This window comes from Streptomyces sp. NPDC001002 (genome assembly GCF_053599215.1).
Genome location: NZ_JBSFLV010000110.1, coordinates 13,627 through 30,319, shown reverse-complemented (window position 1 = coordinate 30,319; position 16,693 = coordinate 13,627). Strand labels below are relative to the sequence as shown.

Below are 16,693 nucleotides of genomic sequence, written 5' to 3'. Positions count from 1 at the left end.
GAACGGGTAGACACCGTGCCCGCCCTGGTCGGCGGTCACCATCGTGGCCCGGTCGCCGAGGGCCCGCCGCATCTTCATGGCGCCGGCCAGAGGTGGCGGCCCTCACTCGACACCGACTGCGGCGAGCCGAAGCACACCGCGGCCGGGCGCGAACCCGCCCGCAACCCCCTCAGGCGTCCCCCACCCGCTCCAGCAGTGCCACCGGCAGTCGCTCGAAAAGCTCCTCCACGTGTGCGTGGCCCGTGAACTCCCGTTCCGGGGCCAGGACATCGGCCCAGCGGCCCGGTGGCAGCGGGAGCAGTGTGTCGCGCCAGCCGCCCGCCTCCGCGAGGCGCAGCGACAGGCGGGTCACGGCCGTGATGGTTTCTCCGGAGCGGGCGAACGCCACGCAGTGGGCCGCCGCCGGGCCCTCGGCCTCCAGGGGCGTGTAGGTCGCCGTGTCGCCGAAGACGTCCGGCCTGCGGGCGCGCAGCCGCAGTGCCGCCGCCGTCACCGCGTCCTTCTCGCCGGGGTCCGCCGCCGGGAAGGGCACCGGGCGCCGGTTGTCCGGGTCCACCAGGGCCCGGTACTCGCTCTCCGTGCCCTGGTAGAGGTCCGGTACCCCCGGCATCGTCAGGTGGACCAGGGCCGTGCCCAGCACGTTCGCCCGGATGTGCGGTGCCAGCGCGCGGCGCAGGGCGACGACCTGCTCGCCGGGCGGCCCGCACGGGCCCGCCGCGACGAACGCCGCCACGGCCTCCTCGTACGCCGGCTCCTGCTCGGTCCAGCTCGTGTGCAGCCCGGCCTCTCGTACGTGCTTCAGCAGGGCCTGTCCGACGCGGTCCACGTCCGTCTCGCCGAGTCCGAACACCGTCTGCCAGGCCGCCCACGCCAGTTGCGGATCCGGCACGCCCTCGCCCGCGGCCGTCACCTCGGCCACGAGGTCCGCCCAGCGCCGCGGGCTCTCGCTGAGCACGGCCAGCGCGGCCCGTACATCGGAGCTGCGCTTGGCGTCGTGCGTCGACAGGGCGGTCCCGGTCAGCGGCCAGTCGCGCTGCACGCGCGTGCAGTACGCGTGGAAGTCCGCCACGGACACCGCCGGGCTGCCCGGATCGCCGCCCACCTCGGTCGCCGACAGCAGTGGTACGTAGCGGTAGAACGCCGTGTCCTCCACGGACTTGGCGCGCAGCGCGGACGCGGTCTGCGCGAACCGGACCTGGAACTCGGTGAGCGCGGGCTCCTCACCGGCCCGCCCCAGCACCAGGTCGTACACGACGTCGACCGCGCCCGCCTCCTCGGGCACGACGAAGGCGAGCTTGGCCTCGGCGGCGGCCTCCGGGGTGACGACGGCCGCCGCGTCACCGGAGGCGTAGGGCCGGTAGACCTCCATGCGGACCAGCAGCTCCTGCAGCGCCGTGCGCAGTGCCCAGGGCGCCCGGTCGCGCAGCGCGGGATCCGGCGAGGTGGCGCACAGCCGGGCGGTCACCCGGGTCAGCCGGTCCACCTCGGCGGCCAGCTCGTGCGTGAGCACCCGGTAGGCGGCCCGCCGCACGGTCGCCGCCCAGTCGCCGCCCCGGTCCGCCTGCGGGGCCGCGAACCGCCGGTACTGGCCGAGGAGTTCACCGAACCCGGCCGGATCGGTGAAGACGCCGTCGACGTGCCGCAGGACGTCGTAGCCGGTGGTGCCCGCGACCGGCCAGGAGGCGGGCAGGGACTCCCCGTCCGCCAGGATCTTCTCCACCACCGTCCAGCGCCCGCCGGTCGCCTCGTGCAGCCGGCTCAGATACGCGTCCGGGTCGGCGAGCCCGTCGGGATGGTCCACGCGCAGCCCGTCGATCACGCCCTCGCGCAGCAGCTGGAGGGTCTTGGCGTGCGTGGCGTCGAACACCTCCGGGTCCTCGACCCGCACGCCGATCAGCTCCGAGATGCTGAAGAAACGCCGGTAGTTGAGCTCGGTGCGGGCCAGTCGCCACCACACCGGGCGGTACCACTGCGCGTCGACGAGCTGCGGCAGCGGCAGTTCCTCGGTGCCTTCGCGGAGCGGGAACTCCTGGTCGTAGTAGCGCAGTACGCCGTCCTCGACCCGCAGGTCCGCGAGGGCCTGCCCGAGCGGCTGCCCGAGCACCGGCAGCAGCATCTGGCCGCCCTGCGCCTCCCAGTCGATGTCGAACCAGCGCGCGTACGGCGACTTGGGGCCCTCCCGCAGCACCTCCCACAGGGCGTGGTTGTGGCGCGCGAGCGCCGCCATGTGGTTCGGCACGATGTCCACCACCAGCCCGACACCGTGCTCCCGCGCGGTGCGCGCCAGCGCGCGCAGCCCGTCCTCGCCGCCCAGTTCCTCGCGTACGCGCGCGTGGTCCACGATGTCGTAGCCGTGCACCGAACCCGGCACGGCCTCCAGGACCGGCGACAGATGCAGGTGCGAGACGCCGAGCGAGGCCAGGTACGGCACGGCCGCCGCGGCGGCCGCGAACGGGAACTCGGGCTGCAGCTGGAGTCGGTAGGTCGCCGTGGGCACCACGGGGTCGGGTCGCTCAGGTGTCATGCAGACCTACGTACCCGCCCCGCCGCCTTTCGTGTCATCCCGACCGCCATGCGTGTGCCCGCCCGGCCGACGGGCGACGGGTGGACGCCGTCGGCCAGGGGCGCCGGGCGGGTCCTAGACCGGCCGTTGCAGCACCGTCATGCTCCGGTCCACCAGCGTCAGCCGGTCGCCGGCCTGCACCTTCGGCCCGTCGCTCGGTGGCACCCCGTCCGAGCGGGCGGTGTCGACCACCACCTGCCACTGCCGGCCGTGATTGACCGGGACCACGAACTCCAGCGTCTTCGGCGAGGCGTTGAACATCAGCAGGAACGAGTCGTCGCCGATCCGCTCGCCGCGCGAGCTGGGTTCGGAGATCGCGTTGCCGTTCAGGAACACCGTCAGCGCCGAGGCCCGGGCCGAGTCCCAGTCCCGCTGGATCATCTCCTCGCCCTCGGGCGTGAACCAGGCGATGTCCGACAGCTCGTCGTGGGTGCCCTCCACGGGCCGGCCGTGGAAGAAGCGCCGCCTGCGGAAGACCGGATGGTCCTTGCGCAGCCACACCATCGCGCGCGTGAAGGCCAGCAGTTCGCTGTCCTCCTCGGGCCAGTCCACCCAGGCGACCTCGTTGTCCTGGCAGTACGCGTTGTTGTTGCCGCCCTGTGTGCGCGCGAACTCGTCGCCGTGGCTGATCATCGGCACGCCCTGGGAGAACATCAGCGTGGCGACGAAGTTGCGCATCTGGCGCGCCCGCAGCCCGGCGACCTCGGGATCGTCGGTCTCGCCCTCCACCCCGCAGTTCCAGGACCGGTTGTGGCTCTCGCCGTCCCGGTTGTCCTCGCCGTTGGCGTCGTTGTGCTTGTCGTTGTAGGAGACCAGGTCGTGCAGGGTGAAACCGTCGTGACAGGTCACGAAGTTGATCGAGGCCAGCGGGCGCCGGCCGTCGTCCTGGTAGAGGTCCGAGGACCCGGTCAGCCGGGACGCGAACTCCGCGAGCGTGCGCTGCTCACCGCGCCACATGTCCCGTACGGTGTCGCGGTATTTACCGTTCCACTCGGTCCACAGCGGCGGGAAGTTGCCCACCTGGTAGCCGCCCTCGCCCACGTCCCACGGCTCGGCGATCAGCTTCACCTGGGAGACCACCGGGTCCTGCTGCACCAGGTCGAAGAACGACGACAGCCGGTCCACCTCGTGGAACTGCCGGGCCAGCGTGGCCGCGAGGTCGAAGCGGAAACCGTCCACGTGCATCTCGGTGACCCAGTACCGCAGCGAGTCCATGATCAGCTGGAGCACGTGCGGGGACCGCATGAGCAGCGAGTTCCCGGTGCCCGTGGTGTCCATGTAGTAGCGGGGATCGTCGGTGAGGCGGTAGTACGACGGGTTGTCCAGGCCCCGGAAGGACAGCGTCGGGCCCAGGTGGTTGCCCTCCGCGGTGTGGTTGTAGACCACGTCCAGGATGACCTCGATGCCGGCCTCGTGCAGCGCCCGCACCGCCGACTTGAACTCCAGCACCTGCTGGCCGCGGTCGCCCCAGGAGGCGTACGCGTTGTGCGGGGCGAAGAAGCCGATCGTGTTGTAGCCCCAGTAGTTGTTGAGGCCCATGTCCACCAGGCGGTGGTCGTTGACGAACTGGTGGACCGGCATCAGCTCCAGCGCCGTGACGCCGAGCTCGGTCAGGTGCTCGATGATCGCCGGGTGCGCGAGCGCCGCGTAGGTGCCGCGCAGTTCCTCCGGCAGCCCCGGGTGCCGCATGGTCAGGCCCTTCACATGGGCCTCGTAGAGCACCGTCTCGTGGTAGCCGCGGCGCGGGCGGCGGTCGTCGCCCCAGTCGAAGTAGGGGTTGACCACGACCGACGTCATCGTGTGCGGCGCCGAGTCCAGGTCGTTGCGCTCCTCGGGCGCGCCGAAGTGGTAGCCGTACACCTCCTCGCCCCAGCCGATCGAGCCGCTGATCGCCTTCGCGTACGGGTCCAGCAGCAGCTTCGCCGAGTTGCAGCGCAGGCCGCGCTCGGGGGCGTACGGGCCGTGCGCCCGGAAACCGTAGCGCTGGCCGGGCATGATGCCGGGCACGTACGCGTGGCGCACGAAAGCGTCGCTCTCGCGCAGTTCCACCGCCGTCTCCGAGCCGTCGTCGTGCAGCAGACACAGCTCTACTCGGTCCGCGGCCTCCGTGAAGACCGCGAAATTGGTGCCGGCGCCGTCGTACGTGGCACCGAGCGGATACGCCTCGCCAGGCCAGACCTGCATGGTCACGACTCTTTCAGGTGGAGCGCGCCGTGGGAGGCGCCTTGGTCATGAGTCTCCCCGAAAGTGATGGAACCACCTATGACTTACGTCCCTCTTACCGATCGACCAGCGGGCATACGCGGTATGCCGAACATGTGGGGCAGACACGTACTCCCTGTGACAAAGGGGGAGTAGGGGGAAGAAGTGCGCAATCTAGTGCACCGCCATCTGGGCAAGGTGGTGGCCGGTGCGGCCATCGCGGTCGCCGGGACCGCCGTGATGATCGGGATCACCCTGCCGGGCACGGCCGGGGCCGACGAATCGGGCGACGGCAAGAGCGGCGGCGGTACCCAGGCCGCTCAACAGGCCGGGCAGGACGGGGCGGTTCAGCCGGGCGTCGTCCAGCAGGCGCCGGCCGAGGGCGACAAGGGCACGGGCGGCGACCCGCTCACCGACGACGAGACGAAGCGGGCCGAGCAGATCGCCGCCAACCGGCAGCTGCTCAACTCCACCGAGAACGTGACCGGTCAGCGCGGTCCGCAGCGGCTCACCGTGGACCTCGCCGACCCGGAGAACAACGAGACGGACGACCCGGACGCGCCCCGGCGTGCCGACGTCACGTTCTACGACTACAAGGACGACACCCTCGTCACCAAGACCGTCAACCTCGACACGGGCAAGGTCGAACAGACCGGCACCCAGCACGGTGTCCAGCCTCCGCTGAGCCGTGCCGAGAACGTCGAGGCGGGCAGGCTGCTGATCGCCGACCCGCTCGGCGCGGGCCTGAAGGCCGACTACAAGGACGCCACCGGCAACGAACTCACCTCCCCGGACCAGCTGTTGTTCAACGGCGCGGTGTACCGGGCCACGCCGGGCGCCCAGCCCGCCGCGCTCGACCAGTGCGGCGAACACCGGTGCGTGCGGCTGTTCCCGAAGGTGAAGAACGGGCCCTGGATCGACGCCCGTGAGCTCGTGATCGACCTGAGCGCCCGCAAGGTCGCCCGCCTCGACCGTGGCTGAGTCTCCGCCCGCGGAACACCATCCACTTGTCCAACTGACACCTCCTGCAAGGGGAGTTACCTCGTCATGCGCGTGAACAGACTCAGCCGCGCCCGCACCCGTACGGCCGTCGGCCTCTCGGTGGCCGCGCTGGCGGCCGGCGCGACCACCGGTGCCGGACCGGCCGTCGCCCAGCCGAAGGCGGCCCCCGCGGCGGCCGCCGACTGCAGCGCCGCCTACAAGATCGAGCAGAAGCTCTCCACCGGCACCACCTGGCGGATGTGCTACCGCTACGACAGCAAGGCCGGCCTGATCCTGGACAACGTCTCCTACCAGCCCAAGGGCGAGACCAAGCCGATCAAGGTCCTCAACAGCGCCCGCCTCGCCCAGATCGACGTCCCCTACGACGACGGCAGCGTCGAGTACGACGACCTCACCGGCTTCGGCTTCGCCCAGGGCCTGGTGAACCTGGCGCCCGGCGAGTGCCCCGGCGGCACCATCAAGACCGTCAAGGTCCCCGACGCCTGGGACCCGCAGCACCCGGACGTCAAGGGCCTGTGCACCACCACGCGTTCGCGCGGCCACGCCTACCGCATGCAGGGCAACAGCGCCAACCAGGTCTACCAGGCCCAGGGCAAGGACCTGCTCGTCTACACGGTCAACCAGGTCGGCTGGTACGAGTACATGACCGAGTGGCGCTTCCAGGACGACGGCACCATCAACATGAACGTCGGCGCCACCGGCAGCCTCTCCTACGAGGACTACGACGCCGGCGACGGCCGCGGCTGGCCCATCGGCAAGGGCGCCAAGGCCTACGCCACCAGCCACAGCCACAACGTCTTCTGGCGGCTCGACTTCGGCCTGGACGGCTCCTCCAAGGGCAAGGTCGAGCAGTACGACTCGGCCGTCACCGCGCCCGCGCCCGGCCAGCAGGCCCCCACCAACAAGACCACCCGCACCAGCGTCACCAAGGAACTGGCGGGCGACGCCAAGACCTACCGCTGGTGGCGCATGGTCAGCGCGACCGGCAAGAACAAGGACGGCCACGCGCGCTCGTACGAGATAGTCCCGGGGACCACCACCAAGTACCCGGGGCGCAGCTTCACCAAGCACGACGTGTACTTCACCGAGTACAACAAGTGCGAGCAGTACGCCAGCAACAACCCGGGCAACTGCCCTGCTCCGGCGGGCAAGTCGGTGGACAAGTGGGTCAACGGACAGACCCTCACGCACCCGATCGTCTGGATGAACGTGGGCTTCCACCACATCGCCCGGGACGAGGACCAGCAGCCCATGCCGATCCACTGGCAGGGCTTCTCGATCGCCCCGCGCGACGTCACGGCTATGAATCCGCTCACTCCCGACGCCCTCGCGTCACAGAACGGCCACTGGCGACCGAGTAGTTGAGAAACGACCCTGTCCATCCGGCTGCACCGCCGACCGCTCCCGGAGTACCCTTCCTTGATCGTTGACACGGAGAGTGCTCGGGGGAGCGGAAGGCGGTGCGCGGGTGGGCTCGGGAGGGCTGGAGCTGCCCCCTGGTGACGAGGGTCACGAGGGGAACTCCACAGACGTCCCGCCCGGCACGGTGTCCCTGGCCAGGCCCATGGAGACCAGTTCCATCGGGCCGGAACTGGACTGGGACGCCGACGCCTGGCGCGAGGTGCGTACGCGCGCCCAGCGAGCCGGCCGGGCCTACATCTGGCTGAACCTCGTCGAACAGCGGCTGCGCGCTGTCGTGGCCGCTGTTCTGCGTCCCATCTACGAACCCGTCCACGCCGACGACTGGGTGGTCGCCGCCGCCGGACCGGCCGGCCAGGAGTGGGTCCAGCGGGCCGTCGCCGTCCGCGAAGTCAGCCGCCGCAAGGGCTACTTGCTCGACCCGGCCGACGACAACGTCCTCAGCTTCCTGACCCTGCCCCAGCTGCGCGAGCTGATGGTGCAGCACTGGCCGTGCTTCGAGCCCTACATAGACGACCGCCGGGACGTCGAACTCGCCCTGGACGAGCTGGAGGTGACCCGCAACGTCGTCTCCCGCAACCGGGCCCTGTCCGAGGCCGTCCTCAACCAGGCCGAGCGCGCCTCGGCGAAGCTCCTCGACGTGCTCGGCGCCGGCGGGGACGTGCCGTCCGCGCGCCGGCTGCCGGTGGACGCGGTCGAGGACCTGGTCGGCGACCGGTACGCGGACGTGGTCGCCGTACACACCGACCGGGTACGGCTGTTGCGCCAGTTCCCCGCCGAGGACATCTTCGGCGGCGCCCGCCGCCTGGACGCCGTCGGCATCGGCCTCAACCTGCTCGTGCAGAACTTCTCCGGACGCCGTCTGGTGCGCCTGGCCGAGGCCGGCTGCCGGGTGCGGCTGCTCTTCCTCAACCCGGCCTCCAGCGCCGTCAAGCGGCGCGAGCGCGAACTGGGCATGAAACGCGGCGAGTTGAGCCGCGCGGTCGAGATGAACATCCTGCACATGCGCCGGGTGCGCTCCCGGCTGCGCGACCCGGGCGCCTTCGAGATCCAGGTCTACGACGAGACCCCGCGCTTCACGGCCTACCTCGTGGACGGCGACGGCGCCGACGGCATAGCGGTCGTCCAGTCCTATCTGCGGCGCTCCAGAGGCATGGAGGGCCCGGTCCTGGTACTGCGCAACGGGAACCGGGTGGTCAAGTCCGGCGATGTGGACGACACCGGCCTCTTCCCGACCTACCGCGAGGAGTTCGAGACGTCCTGGGCGGATTCGCGGCCCGTGTCCTGAAGTGTCGTGCGCACCTCCCGCCGGCTAAGCGGAAGGCGGTCCTCTGATTGTCAGTGGCACATGGGATCGTGGAGACCACTGGGGGAAAGCACCACCAAGAAGGGGGGCCGCCGATGGGCTGGCACCAGGAGCTGCTGGTCGGCTTCGACCTGGAGACGACCGGGACGGATCCGCGTCAGGCGCGCATCGTCACCGGCGCCGTGATCGAGGTCAGGGCGGGAGAGCAGGCCGGGCACCGCGAGTGGCTGGCCGACCCGGGCGTGGAGATCCCGGCGGACGCGGTCGCCGTGCACGGGATCAGCAACGAACGGGCGGCGGGCGAGGGCCGCCCCGCCGACCAGGTGGCCGACGCCATCGCGGACGTCCTCGTGGGGTACTGGAAGACGGGCGTCCCGGTCGTCGCGTACAACGCGGCCTTCGACCTGAGCCTGCTCTCCGCCGAACTGCGCAGGTACGCCCTGCCGTCCCTGCGCGACCGCCTCGGCGGCAACGACCCGGCTCCGGTCATCGACCCGTACACCATCGACCGCTGGGTCGACCGCTACCGCCGCGGCAAGCGCAACCTTGAGGCGGTCTGCACGGAGTACGGCGTCCCGCTCGACTCCGCCCACGACGCCTCGGCCGACGCGCTGGCCGCGGCCCGGCTGGCCGGCGCGATAGCCGACCGCCACCCCAAGATCGCGGCCCTCGGCCCGGCGGAGCTGCACCGCCGTCAGATCGAGTGGTACGCCGAGTGGGCGGCGGACTTCCAGAGCTTCCTGCGCCGCAAGGGCGACGAGACGGCGGTGGTCGACGGCGTCTGGCCACTGCGCGAGCCGGCCGACGAGACCGTCTGAACAGCCTTGCGCCACAACGGGTTGGCTTTCTGTGGCCAGAGCTCAGAACGGATACCAGCGCACCGACTCGTCCCCGTCCCGCAGTGACGCCACCCGGCGTTCGAACTCGGCCAGTGCCTTCGGGTTGCTCGGCGCGTGCTGGGCGACCCAGGCGCAGCTGGCCGTCTCGCGGGCGCCGCGCAGAACCGAGCAGCCGTCCCACTCGCGCACGTCCCAGCCGTACGTCTCGGTGAAGGAGTCGTAGTCCTCGGCCGGCAGGCCGTAGCGGTCGCGGGAGAGGGCCATGACCACCAGGTCGTGCTCGCGCAGATCGGCGGAGAAGGTCTCCAGGTCGACCAGGACAGGGCCGTCCGGTCCGACGTGCACATTGCGGGGCAGCGCGTCGCCGTGGATCGGGCCGGGCGGCAGCTGCGGAGTGAGCGCGGCCGCGGCCGACGCGAACCCGTCCCGGCGCTCGCGCAGATACGCCGCGTCCGCCGGATCGATCGCGTCGCCCGCGAGCCGCAGCCAGCGCTCCACTCCGCCCAGCAGCTCGCGGGGCGGGAGTTCGAGGGTGCCGACGGAGGGGGCGGGGAGGGCGTGGACGAGGCGTAGCAGTTCGGCCAAATCGTGGGGCTCGGCGGGGCGTACGGGATCGGGCATGCGGTGCCACACGGTCACCGGATGACTCTCGATCAGCAGCGGCTTCGGCTGCGCCGCCCGCACCGCGGGCACGCCCGACTCGGCGAGCCACAGCGCGATGTCCAGCTCGCGGCGCGCGCGGTCCAGGAGTTCGGCGTCGCGGCCCACCTTGACGACCAGGTCACCGGCGGCGAACACCGCGTTCTCGCCGAGAGCGAGGAGCCGCGCGTCCGTTGCCGGCCCCGGCAGCACGTCCGCCGCGGCCAGTACGTCCCGCGCCCGTGCCTCGTCCATCGTCCGCCTCCGTGGGTGTGCGTGTGCGTACGGCGTCGGGTTCCCGCCATCCGACAGCCAGTGTCACATCCGCACAGGTGGGACACCGTGCCGGGTGCCTTGACGGGGCATCACGCGTTCACGACCATGACGGGGCCCGACCGGGCCGTGCAAAGGGGTTGATTACGTGGCATTGGTGACCGAAGTGAGGAGGACGCCGAACCGCGGGCCGAGCACGGCCGGACAGCGACGCGCCACCGACCACGGAGCCTGGTTCCTGGTGCTGCCCGCGCTGCTGCCGATCCTCGTGCTGAGCGTCGGACCGCTCCTCTACGGCATCCTGCTGGCCTTCACCGACGCCCAGTCGGGCCGCACCCGGTCCACCCAGTGGATCGGCGGTCTCAACTTCCAGGACCTGCTGCACGACACCCTCTTCTGGGAGTCCTTCCGGATCGGGCTGGTGTGGGCGGTCGGGGTGACCGTGCCGCAGTTCCTGCTCGCGCTCGGTCTCGCCCTGCTGCTCAACCAGGACCTGCGGCTGAGATGGCTGGCCCGCGCCCTCGCCATCGTCCCGTGGGCCATGCCCGAGGTCGTCGTCGGCATCATGTGGCGGCTCGTCTACAACCCCGACGCGGGCGTCCTCAACGAGACCCTGCGCGACCTCGGCCTCGGCGACGGCCGGGACTGGCTCAGCGGCCTGGGCACGGCCCTGCCCGCGGTGATCGTCGTCGGCGTCTGGGCGGGCATGCCACAGACCACGGTCGCCCTCCTCGCCGGGCTGCAGAACACCCCGCGCGAACTCCACGAGGCGGCCGCGGTCGACGGCGCCGGCGCCTGGCGCCGCTTCCGCACGGTCACCTGGCCCGCCCTCAGACCGATCGCCCTCGCCATCACCGCGCTCAACCTGATCTGGAACTTCAACTCCTTCGCCCTGGTCTACGTCCTGACCAGCGGCGGCCCCGGCGGCCGCACCCGCCTGCCCATGCTGTTCGCCTACGAAGAGGCCTTCCGCTACGGGCAGTTCGGCTACGCGGCCGCCATGGGCTGCGTGATGGTCGCCGCGATCTCGGTGCTCCTCGCGTTCTTCCTGGTGGGCCGGCTCAGGGGAGGCGACGACGCATGAGGACCCGGACCAGCACTCGAGTCGGCCAGTACACGGCCCTGCTCGCCTATCTCGTCTTCCTCGCCTTCCCCTTCCTCTGGCTCATCTCCACCGCCTTCAAGTCCCCACGCGAGCTGGGCAGTCTGCACCCCACCTGGATCCCCGACCACCCCACCCTGGACAACTTCCGCCAGGCCTTCGACGAACAGCCTCTGCTACACGCGGCGTTCAACTCCCTGCTCGCCGCGGCCGGTGCCGCACTGGTCGCCGTGGTGATCGCGACCCCGCTGGCCTACGTCATGGCCCGGCAGCGCGGCCCGCTCACCCGGGCCGCGACCGGCTGGGTCGTGGTCAGCCAGGCCTTCCCGCTCGTCCTGGTGATCATCCCGCTCTTCCTGGTGCTGAAGAACCTGCGCCTGATCGACTCCCTGATCGGACTGATCCTCGTCTACGTCGTCTGGGCGCTGCCGTTCTCGCTGTGGATGCTGGCCGGCTATGTCCGAGCGGTACCGGCCGAGTTGGAGGAGGCGGCGGCGGTCGACGGCGCCGGGCGGCTGCGGACGCTGGTGTCGGTGGTGGCGCCGCTGCTCATGCCGGGGATCGTGGCGACCGCGCTGTTCGCCTTCGTCACCGCGTGGAACGAGTTCTTCTTCGCGCTGGTCCTGCTGAAGACCTCCGACAAACAGACCCTGCCGGTGGTGCTCACCCACTTCATCGGCGCCGAGGGCGTGGCGGACCTCGGCCCGCTCGCGGCGGCGGCCTTCCTCGCGACCCTGCCCTCACTGGTCGTCTTCGCGGTCATCCAACGCCGGATCACCGGCGGCATGCTCACCGGGGCGGTGAAGAACTGATGCGCGGCAAGGTGGTTGGTCTCCCCTCAGCTGTGGCCCTCCTGACCGTCCTCGCTCTCGTGCTGGCTGGCTGCACCAGCGGCGACAGCGGCTCCGCCGACGGCCGCGTCACCCTCCGCTTCCAGTCCCTGGCCTGGCAGGAGGAGTCGGTCAAGGCCAACAAGGAGCTGGTCGCGGAGTGGAACAGCACCCACCCGGACGTCAAGGTCGAGTACGTCCAGGGCAGTTGGGACAGCGTCCACGACCAGCTCCTCACCTCCTTCGAGGGCGGTGAGGCGCCCGACATCATCCACGACGCCTCCGACGACCTGGCCGACTTCGCCTACGGCGGCTACCTCGCCGATCTGCGCGAGCTGCTGCCCGAGCGGCTGAAGCCCGAGATTCCGCAACGGAGTTGGGAGACGGCGACCTTCGGGAAGGGTGTCTATGGCGTCCCGTTCCTCCAGGAGCCGCGCGTACTCATCGCGAACGCGACCTGGCTGAAGAAGTCGGGCGTACGCATCCCGACGCCCGAACACCCGTGGAGCTGGGCGCAGTTCGAGGATGTCACCCGTCAGCTGAGCGGTGACGGGAAGTACGGTGTCGCCTGGCCGCTGAAGGAGCCCGTCTCCGCCACGCTCAACCTGTCCCTGTCGGCCGGCGGACAGCTCTTCCACCGGGGCGCGGACGGCAAGGTGACGGTCCGATTCGGGTCGGGCGACGAGGTGGTGCCGCGCACGGTGCACGACCAGGTGAACACCGATGACAGCGCGCCGAGTTCGACGCTTGGGAGCGGCGGCTCAGACACGCTGCCCGGCTTCTTCGGTGGCAGGTACGCGATGGTCCCGCTCGGCTTCTCCTACCGCCAGCAGATCGTGCAGCAGGCACCCAAGGGCTTCAAGTGGCAGGTGCTGCCCGCCCCGGCCGGGGCCGACGGACTGACCCAGGGCGTCAGCCCACAGACCCTGTCCATCGCCGAGGACAGCCCGCACAAGAAGGAGGCCGCGGAGTTCATCGACTTCCTGCTGCGGCCCAAGAACATGGTGCGGCTCGCCCTCGGCGACTGGATGCTGCCCACCGGCACCCAGGCCCTCAAGGACCCCGCCCTGCACACCGCCGAGAACGGCTGGGCCACGGGCACGGCCCTGGCGCGGTACCTGCGCCCTGCGCCCGCGCAGTCCGTGCGGGGCTATCCGGAGTGGAAGGACAAGGTGGCGACACCGGCCTTCCAGGAGTACTACAGCGGGGCGATCGACCTCGACGAACTGCGTGAACGGCTGGAGAAGGACGGGAACCTGGTGCTCGCGCGCTATCAGCGCTGACGCGCGCCTGGCAGAAAACCTGTTGCCGGGTGGAGACGGGCCCACCTAGCGTGCCGTCCATGGCAGCGTTCAACGCGATCTTCAACACCGGTCTCGGCCGGGGCACCACGCACTCCGTTCGGATGCGTCGTGGTCCCGGTGCCCTGACCGGTACGGGAAGCCACGCCCGCTGATCACTACCGATCGCCGCTGATCCTCTCGCGGTGCGGTTCGCGCTCCTTCCTGCCTTCTCTCCTGTCTTCCGGTCAGGGCCTTCGGCTGCCCTTTCCCCTTTCACGGAAGACAAGGACCGCAGGCCATGGCCCGCCCCACCCGTACTTCTCGCGCGCTCTCGCAGAACTTCCTCGCCGACCGCGCCACCGCTGAATACGTCGCCCGCCTCGCCGTCCCGCGCGGACGACAGGTACCCCTGCTGCTCGAAGTGGGAGCAGGGAAAGGCGCGTTGACCGTGCAGCTCGCCCCCCGGTGTCGGGAGCTGCACGCCCACGAGATCGACCCCCGGCTCGTACCCGGGCTCCGCACCCGCTTCGCCGCCACGCCCCAAGTGCGTGTCGTCGCCGGGGACTTCATGGACACCCGGCCCCCGCGCACGCCGTTCGCCGTCGCCGGGAACGTGCCCTTCTCCCGTACCGCCGCCATCGTCGACTGGTGTCTGCGGGCACCCGCCCTCACCGACGCCACGCTGCTCACCCAGCTCGAATACGCCCGCAAGCGCACCGGCGACTACGGCAGTTGGACCCTGCTGACCGTCCGCAGCTGGCCCCGCTACGAGTGGCGGCTGGTCGGTCGCGTCGAGCGGAGGCGGTTCCGGCCGGTGCCGAGCGTGGACGCGGGGATCGTCCGGATCGAGCGGCGCCCGACGCCGTTGCTCGAACCGACCGCGTACGACAGTTGGCGGCACCTGGTCGAGCTGGGCTTCTCGGGCGTGGGCGGTTCGCTGCACGCTTCGCTGCGGCGGGCGTGTTCTCGGAGGCGGGTGGATGCTGCGTTCCGGGCGGCGGGGCTGGATCCGCGGGTGTTGGTGGGGGAGGTGCCGCCCGGGAGGTGGCTGCGGCTGCATGAGGTGTTGGCGGGGTAGGGCGTGCCCGTTGTGCAGGTAATTGATTGGACGAGACGTCTCGTCTCGCCTACGGTCTGCCGCATGACCAGTCACTCCCACATCGCCATGTTCTCCATCGCCTCCCACGGCCACGTCAACCCGAGCCTCGAAGTGATCCGTGAGCTCGTGGCGCGTGGTCATCGGGTCACCTACGCGATCCCGCCGGCGTTCGTCGAGAAGGTCGCCGAGACCGGTGCCGAGCCCAAGGTGTGGAACTCCACGCTGCCGGGGCCCGACGCCGATCCGGCGGCCTGGGGCACCACCCTCCTCGACAACGTCGAGCCGTTCCTGGCCGACGCGATCCAGGCGCTGCCCCAGCTGATCGAGGCGTACGACGGCGACGAGCCGGACCTCGTCCTGCACGACATCACGTCGTACCCGCCGCGCGTCCTCGCCCACCGCTGGGGCGTGCCCGCGATCTCGCTCTCACCGAACCTCGTCGCCTGGGAGGGCTACGAGGAGGAGGTCGCCGAGCCGATGTGGGCCGAGCCGAAGAGGACCGAGCGCGGCCAGGCCTACTACGCCCGCTTCCACGCCTGGCTGGCGGAGAACGGGATCACGCGGCACCCGGACCCGTTCGCCGGCCGCCCCGACCGTTCGATCGTCCTGATCCCCAGGGCGCTGCAGCCGAACGCCGACCGGGTCGACGAGTCGGTGTACTCCTTCGTCGGCGCCTGCCAGGGCGACCGCGCGGCCGAGGGGGAGTGGCGGCGGCCGGCCGGTGCCGAGAAGGTGGTGCTCGTGTCGCTCGGGTCGAGCTTCACCGACCGGCCCGACTTCTACCGGGCCTGCGTCGAGGCGTTCGGCGGGCTGCCGGGCTGGCACCTCGTCCTGCAGATCGGCAAGCGCGTGGACCCGGCCGTCCTCGGTGACGTACCGGCGAATGTCGAAGTCCGCTCCTGGGTCCCGCAGTTGGCGATCCTCAAGCAGGCCGACCTGTTCGTGACGCACGCCGGTGCGGGCGGCAGCCAGGAGGGGCTGGCCACCGCCACGCCGATGATCGCCGTACCGCAGGCCGTCGATCAGTTCGGCAACGCGGACATGCTGCGGTCCCTGGGCGTCGCCCGGCAGCTGCCTACGGAGGACGCGACGCCCGAAGCCCTGCGCACGGCCGCACTGTCCCTGGTCGACGACCCCGAAGTGGCCCGCCGGCTCAAGGAGATCCGGGCCGAGATGTCCCAAGAGGGCGGCACGCGAAGGGCGGTGGACCTGATCGAGGCGGAACTGCCGTCGCGGGCCTCGTAGTCGATCACGCGTCCGGAACCGTCAGGGGTTCCAGAAGACCGTGGCGCACGTGCGGTCGAAGCGGTGGGCGGCCAGGTCCTCGCGTTGTATCGCCCAGTGCACCGTGGCACCTTCGATGCCCTCGATGCCGGGGTCCCAGTCGGCGAGCAGGACCCAGTCCTCGATGTCGGGGGAGACCGTCCCGCCGCCGCCCCACCGGCCCTGCTCCGCCTCGCTCACCGCGCAGTGCACGACCGTGCTGACCGGGTCGAGATGGACGGCCTCCTCCGTGGCGTATCCGCCGAGCTGGAGCGGCCCGTCGCCGGCGATGTCGTCGATGGTGTCGTTCCACACGCCGGCCAGTTCCTCGGAGTGGGGATGGCCGGGGAGCGCTTCGCTGTAGGGGGCCGCCGGGATCTCGACCGCGCTGTGGTACGGCAGGGAGACGTCGGTCGTCGCGCGCAGCTCCTCCTGCGGGAACTTCTCGATCAGCTCCCGGAATTCGTCGACCTCGAAGAAGTCCCGGGCGTCCTTGTCCCGCTCCACCACGGCCGTACCCGCCGGCACGTACACGGCCTCGCCCATGTTGACGAGGCCGCCGTCGCCCTCGGGGAAGGCGAACAGCAGCAGGTGGCCGTCGGCCGGCAGGGGAAGGTCCGTCGAGCCGGCGGGCAGGGCCGCGAGGTCGATGGAGGCGACGAAGGGGAAGTAGGGGTCCGGGGCGTCGGCGGGCAGCAACAGGGGTCCGCCGAACCGGCCCACCACAGGCCCGTCCCCGTTGTTCGACAGGGTCGCGCAGGGGCGGGCGGTGTCCAGCCAGCGCTCCACGTCCTCGGCGGGGATGCCCCGCGCGATCGCCGTGTCACGGAAGGGACCTAATCTGTCCCGCAGTTCAGGAGTCATGCCGGGAAC

Annotated in this window: 12 protein-coding genes and 2 pseudogenes; 9 read left to right on the top strand and 5 right to left on the bottom strand. The window is 70.9% G+C overall.

Going from position 1 to position 16,693, the window contains the following annotated elements; genetic code table 11:
* From ACWDR3_RS35330 to glgX, 3 genes and pseudogenes are all read right to left on the bottom strand, one after another.
* Positions 1–93 (bottom strand): annotated as a pseudogene (locus tag ACWDR3_RS35330) (alpha/beta hydrolase); the annotation flags it as partial.
* 76 nt (positions 94–169) lie between these two features.
* Positions 170–2,524 carry a malto-oligosyltrehalose synthase gene (gene treY / locus ACWDR3_RS35325; RefSeq protein ID WP_450356655.1) on the bottom strand — a complete coding sequence of 785 codons (2,355 nt, stop codon included), beginning with the start codon at positions 2,522–2,524 and terminating at the stop codon, positions 170–172.
* A 114-nt stretch (positions 2,525–2,638) separates the two neighbouring features.
* Complete coding sequence (gene glgX / locus ACWDR3_RS35320; protein ID WP_450356654.1) at positions 2,639–4,747, bottom strand: glycogen debranching protein GlgX; 2,109 nt, start codon at positions 4,745–4,747, stop codon at positions 2,639–2,641.
* A 183-nt stretch (positions 4,748–4,930) separates the two neighbouring features.
* Between glgX and ACWDR3_RS35315 the strand changes: the two genes are divergently transcribed.
* The 4 genes from ACWDR3_RS35315 to ACWDR3_RS35300 all read left to right on the top strand — a co-directional run bounded on the left by ACWDR3_RS35315 (position 4,931) and on the right by ACWDR3_RS35300 (position 9,310).
* The gene (locus ACWDR3_RS35315) at positions 4,931–5,746 is read left to right on the top strand and encodes a Tat pathway signal sequence domain protein (RefSeq protein ID WP_450356653.1); all 816 of its coding nucleotides are present in this window, start codon (positions 4,931–4,933) and stop codon (positions 5,744–5,746) included.
* 66 nt (positions 5,747–5,812) lie between these two features.
* The gene (locus ACWDR3_RS35310; protein WP_450356652.1) at positions 5,813–7,132 is read left to right on the top strand and encodes a copper amine oxidase; all 1,320 of its coding nucleotides are present in this window, start codon (positions 5,813–5,815) and stop codon (positions 7,130–7,132) included.
* Between the two features lie 103 nt (positions 7,133–7,235).
* Positions 7,236–8,474, top strand: coding sequence for an SAV2148 family HEPN domain-containing protein (locus ACWDR3_RS35305; RefSeq protein WP_402346754.1), 1,239 nt, complete (start codon positions 7,236–7,238; stop codon positions 8,472–8,474).
* Positions 8,475–8,587: 113 nt separating this feature from the next.
* Positions 8,588–9,310, top strand: a complete 723-nt coding sequence (locus tag ACWDR3_RS35300) for an exonuclease domain-containing protein (RefSeq protein ID WP_450356651.1) — start codon at positions 8,588–8,590, stop codon at positions 9,308–9,310.
* A 42-nt stretch (positions 9,311–9,352) separates the two neighbouring features.
* Here the strand turns inward: ACWDR3_RS35300 and ACWDR3_RS35295 are convergent, their stop codons facing one another.
* Entirely contained in the window at positions 9,353–10,225 is an 873-nt protein-coding gene (locus ACWDR3_RS35295; protein WP_450356650.1) for a phosphotransferase enzyme family protein, read from the bottom strand.
* Between the two features lie 166 nt (positions 10,226–10,391).
* Between ACWDR3_RS35295 and ACWDR3_RS35290 the strand changes: the two genes are divergently transcribed.
* The 5 genes and pseudogenes from ACWDR3_RS35290 to mgt all read left to right on the top strand — a co-directional run bounded on the left by ACWDR3_RS35290 (position 10,392) and on the right by mgt (position 15,802).
* The gene (locus tag ACWDR3_RS35290; protein ID WP_450356649.1) at positions 10,392–11,327 is read left to right on the top strand and encodes a carbohydrate ABC transporter permease; all 936 of its coding nucleotides are present in this window, start codon (positions 10,392–10,394) and stop codon (positions 11,325–11,327) included.
* A complete protein-coding gene (locus ACWDR3_RS35285; protein WP_450356648.1) occupies positions 11,324–12,157 on the top strand; it encodes a carbohydrate ABC transporter permease in 834 nt (277 codons plus the stop codon). The genes ACWDR3_RS35290 and ACWDR3_RS35285 overlap by 4 nt, the downstream gene beginning before the upstream one ends.
* Positions 12,157–13,458, top strand: a complete 1,302-nt coding sequence (locus tag ACWDR3_RS35280) for an ABC transporter substrate-binding protein (RefSeq protein WP_450356647.1) — start codon at positions 12,157–12,159, stop codon at positions 13,456–13,458. Before ACWDR3_RS35285 ends, ACWDR3_RS35280 begins: the two co-directional genes overlap by 1 nt.
* A gap of 298 nt (positions 13,459–13,756) precedes the next feature.
* Positions 13,757–14,536 carry an ErmE/ErmH/ErmO/ErmR family 23S rRNA (adenine(2058)-N(6))-methyltransferase gene (gene erm, locus ACWDR3_RS35275; RefSeq protein ID WP_450356646.1) on the top strand — a complete coding sequence of 260 codons (780 nt, stop codon included), beginning with the start codon at positions 13,757–13,759 and terminating at the stop codon, positions 14,534–14,536.
* A gap of 26 nt (positions 14,537–14,562) precedes the next feature.
* Positions 14,563–15,802, top strand: a pseudogene (gene mgt / locus ACWDR3_RS35270) (macrolide-inactivating glycosyltransferase).
* A gap of 21 nt (positions 15,803–15,823) precedes the next feature.
* On the opposite strand, the gene ACWDR3_RS35265 reads toward mgt, so the two are convergent.
* Entirely contained in the window at positions 15,824–16,684 is an 861-nt protein-coding gene (locus ACWDR3_RS35265; protein WP_450356645.1) for a DUF1963 domain-containing protein, read from the bottom strand.
* Positions 16,685–16,693: the final 9 nt, after the last annotated feature.

Excerpts from the sequence above, each read along its gene's own strand:
- treY (WP_450356655.1), bottom strand. The coding sequence starts at position 2,524 with ATGACACCTGAGCGACCCGACCCCGTGGTGCCCACGGCGACCTACCGA.
- erm (WP_450356646.1), top strand. The coding sequence starts at position 13,757 with ATGGCCCGCCCCACCCGTACTTCTCGCGCGCTCTCGCAGAACTTCCTC.
- ACWDR3_RS35300 (WP_450356651.1), top strand. The coding sequence starts at position 8,588 with ATGGGCTGGCACCAGGAGCTGCTGGTCGGCTTCGACCTGGAGACGACC.
- ACWDR3_RS35310 (WP_450356652.1), top strand. The coding sequence starts at position 5,813 with ATGCGCGTGAACAGACTCAGCCGCGCCCGCACCCGTACGGCCGTCGGC.
- ACWDR3_RS35280 (WP_450356647.1), top strand. The coding sequence starts at position 12,157 with ATGCGCGGCAAGGTGGTTGGTCTCCCCTCAGCTGTGGCCCTCCTGACC.
- glgX (WP_450356654.1), bottom strand. The coding sequence starts at position 4,747 with ATGCAGGTCTGGCCTGGCGAGGCGTATCCGCTCGGTGCCACGTACGAC.
- ACWDR3_RS35285 (WP_450356648.1), top strand. The coding sequence starts at position 11,324 with ATGAGGACCCGGACCAGCACTCGAGTCGGCCAGTACACGGCCCTGCTC.
- ACWDR3_RS35265 (WP_450356645.1), bottom strand. The coding sequence starts at position 16,684 with ATGACTCCTGAACTGCGGGACAGATTAGGTCCCTTCCGTGACACGGCG.
- ACWDR3_RS35295 (WP_450356650.1), bottom strand. The coding sequence starts at position 10,225 with ATGGACGAGGCACGGGCGCGGGACGTACTGGCCGCGGCGGACGTGCTG.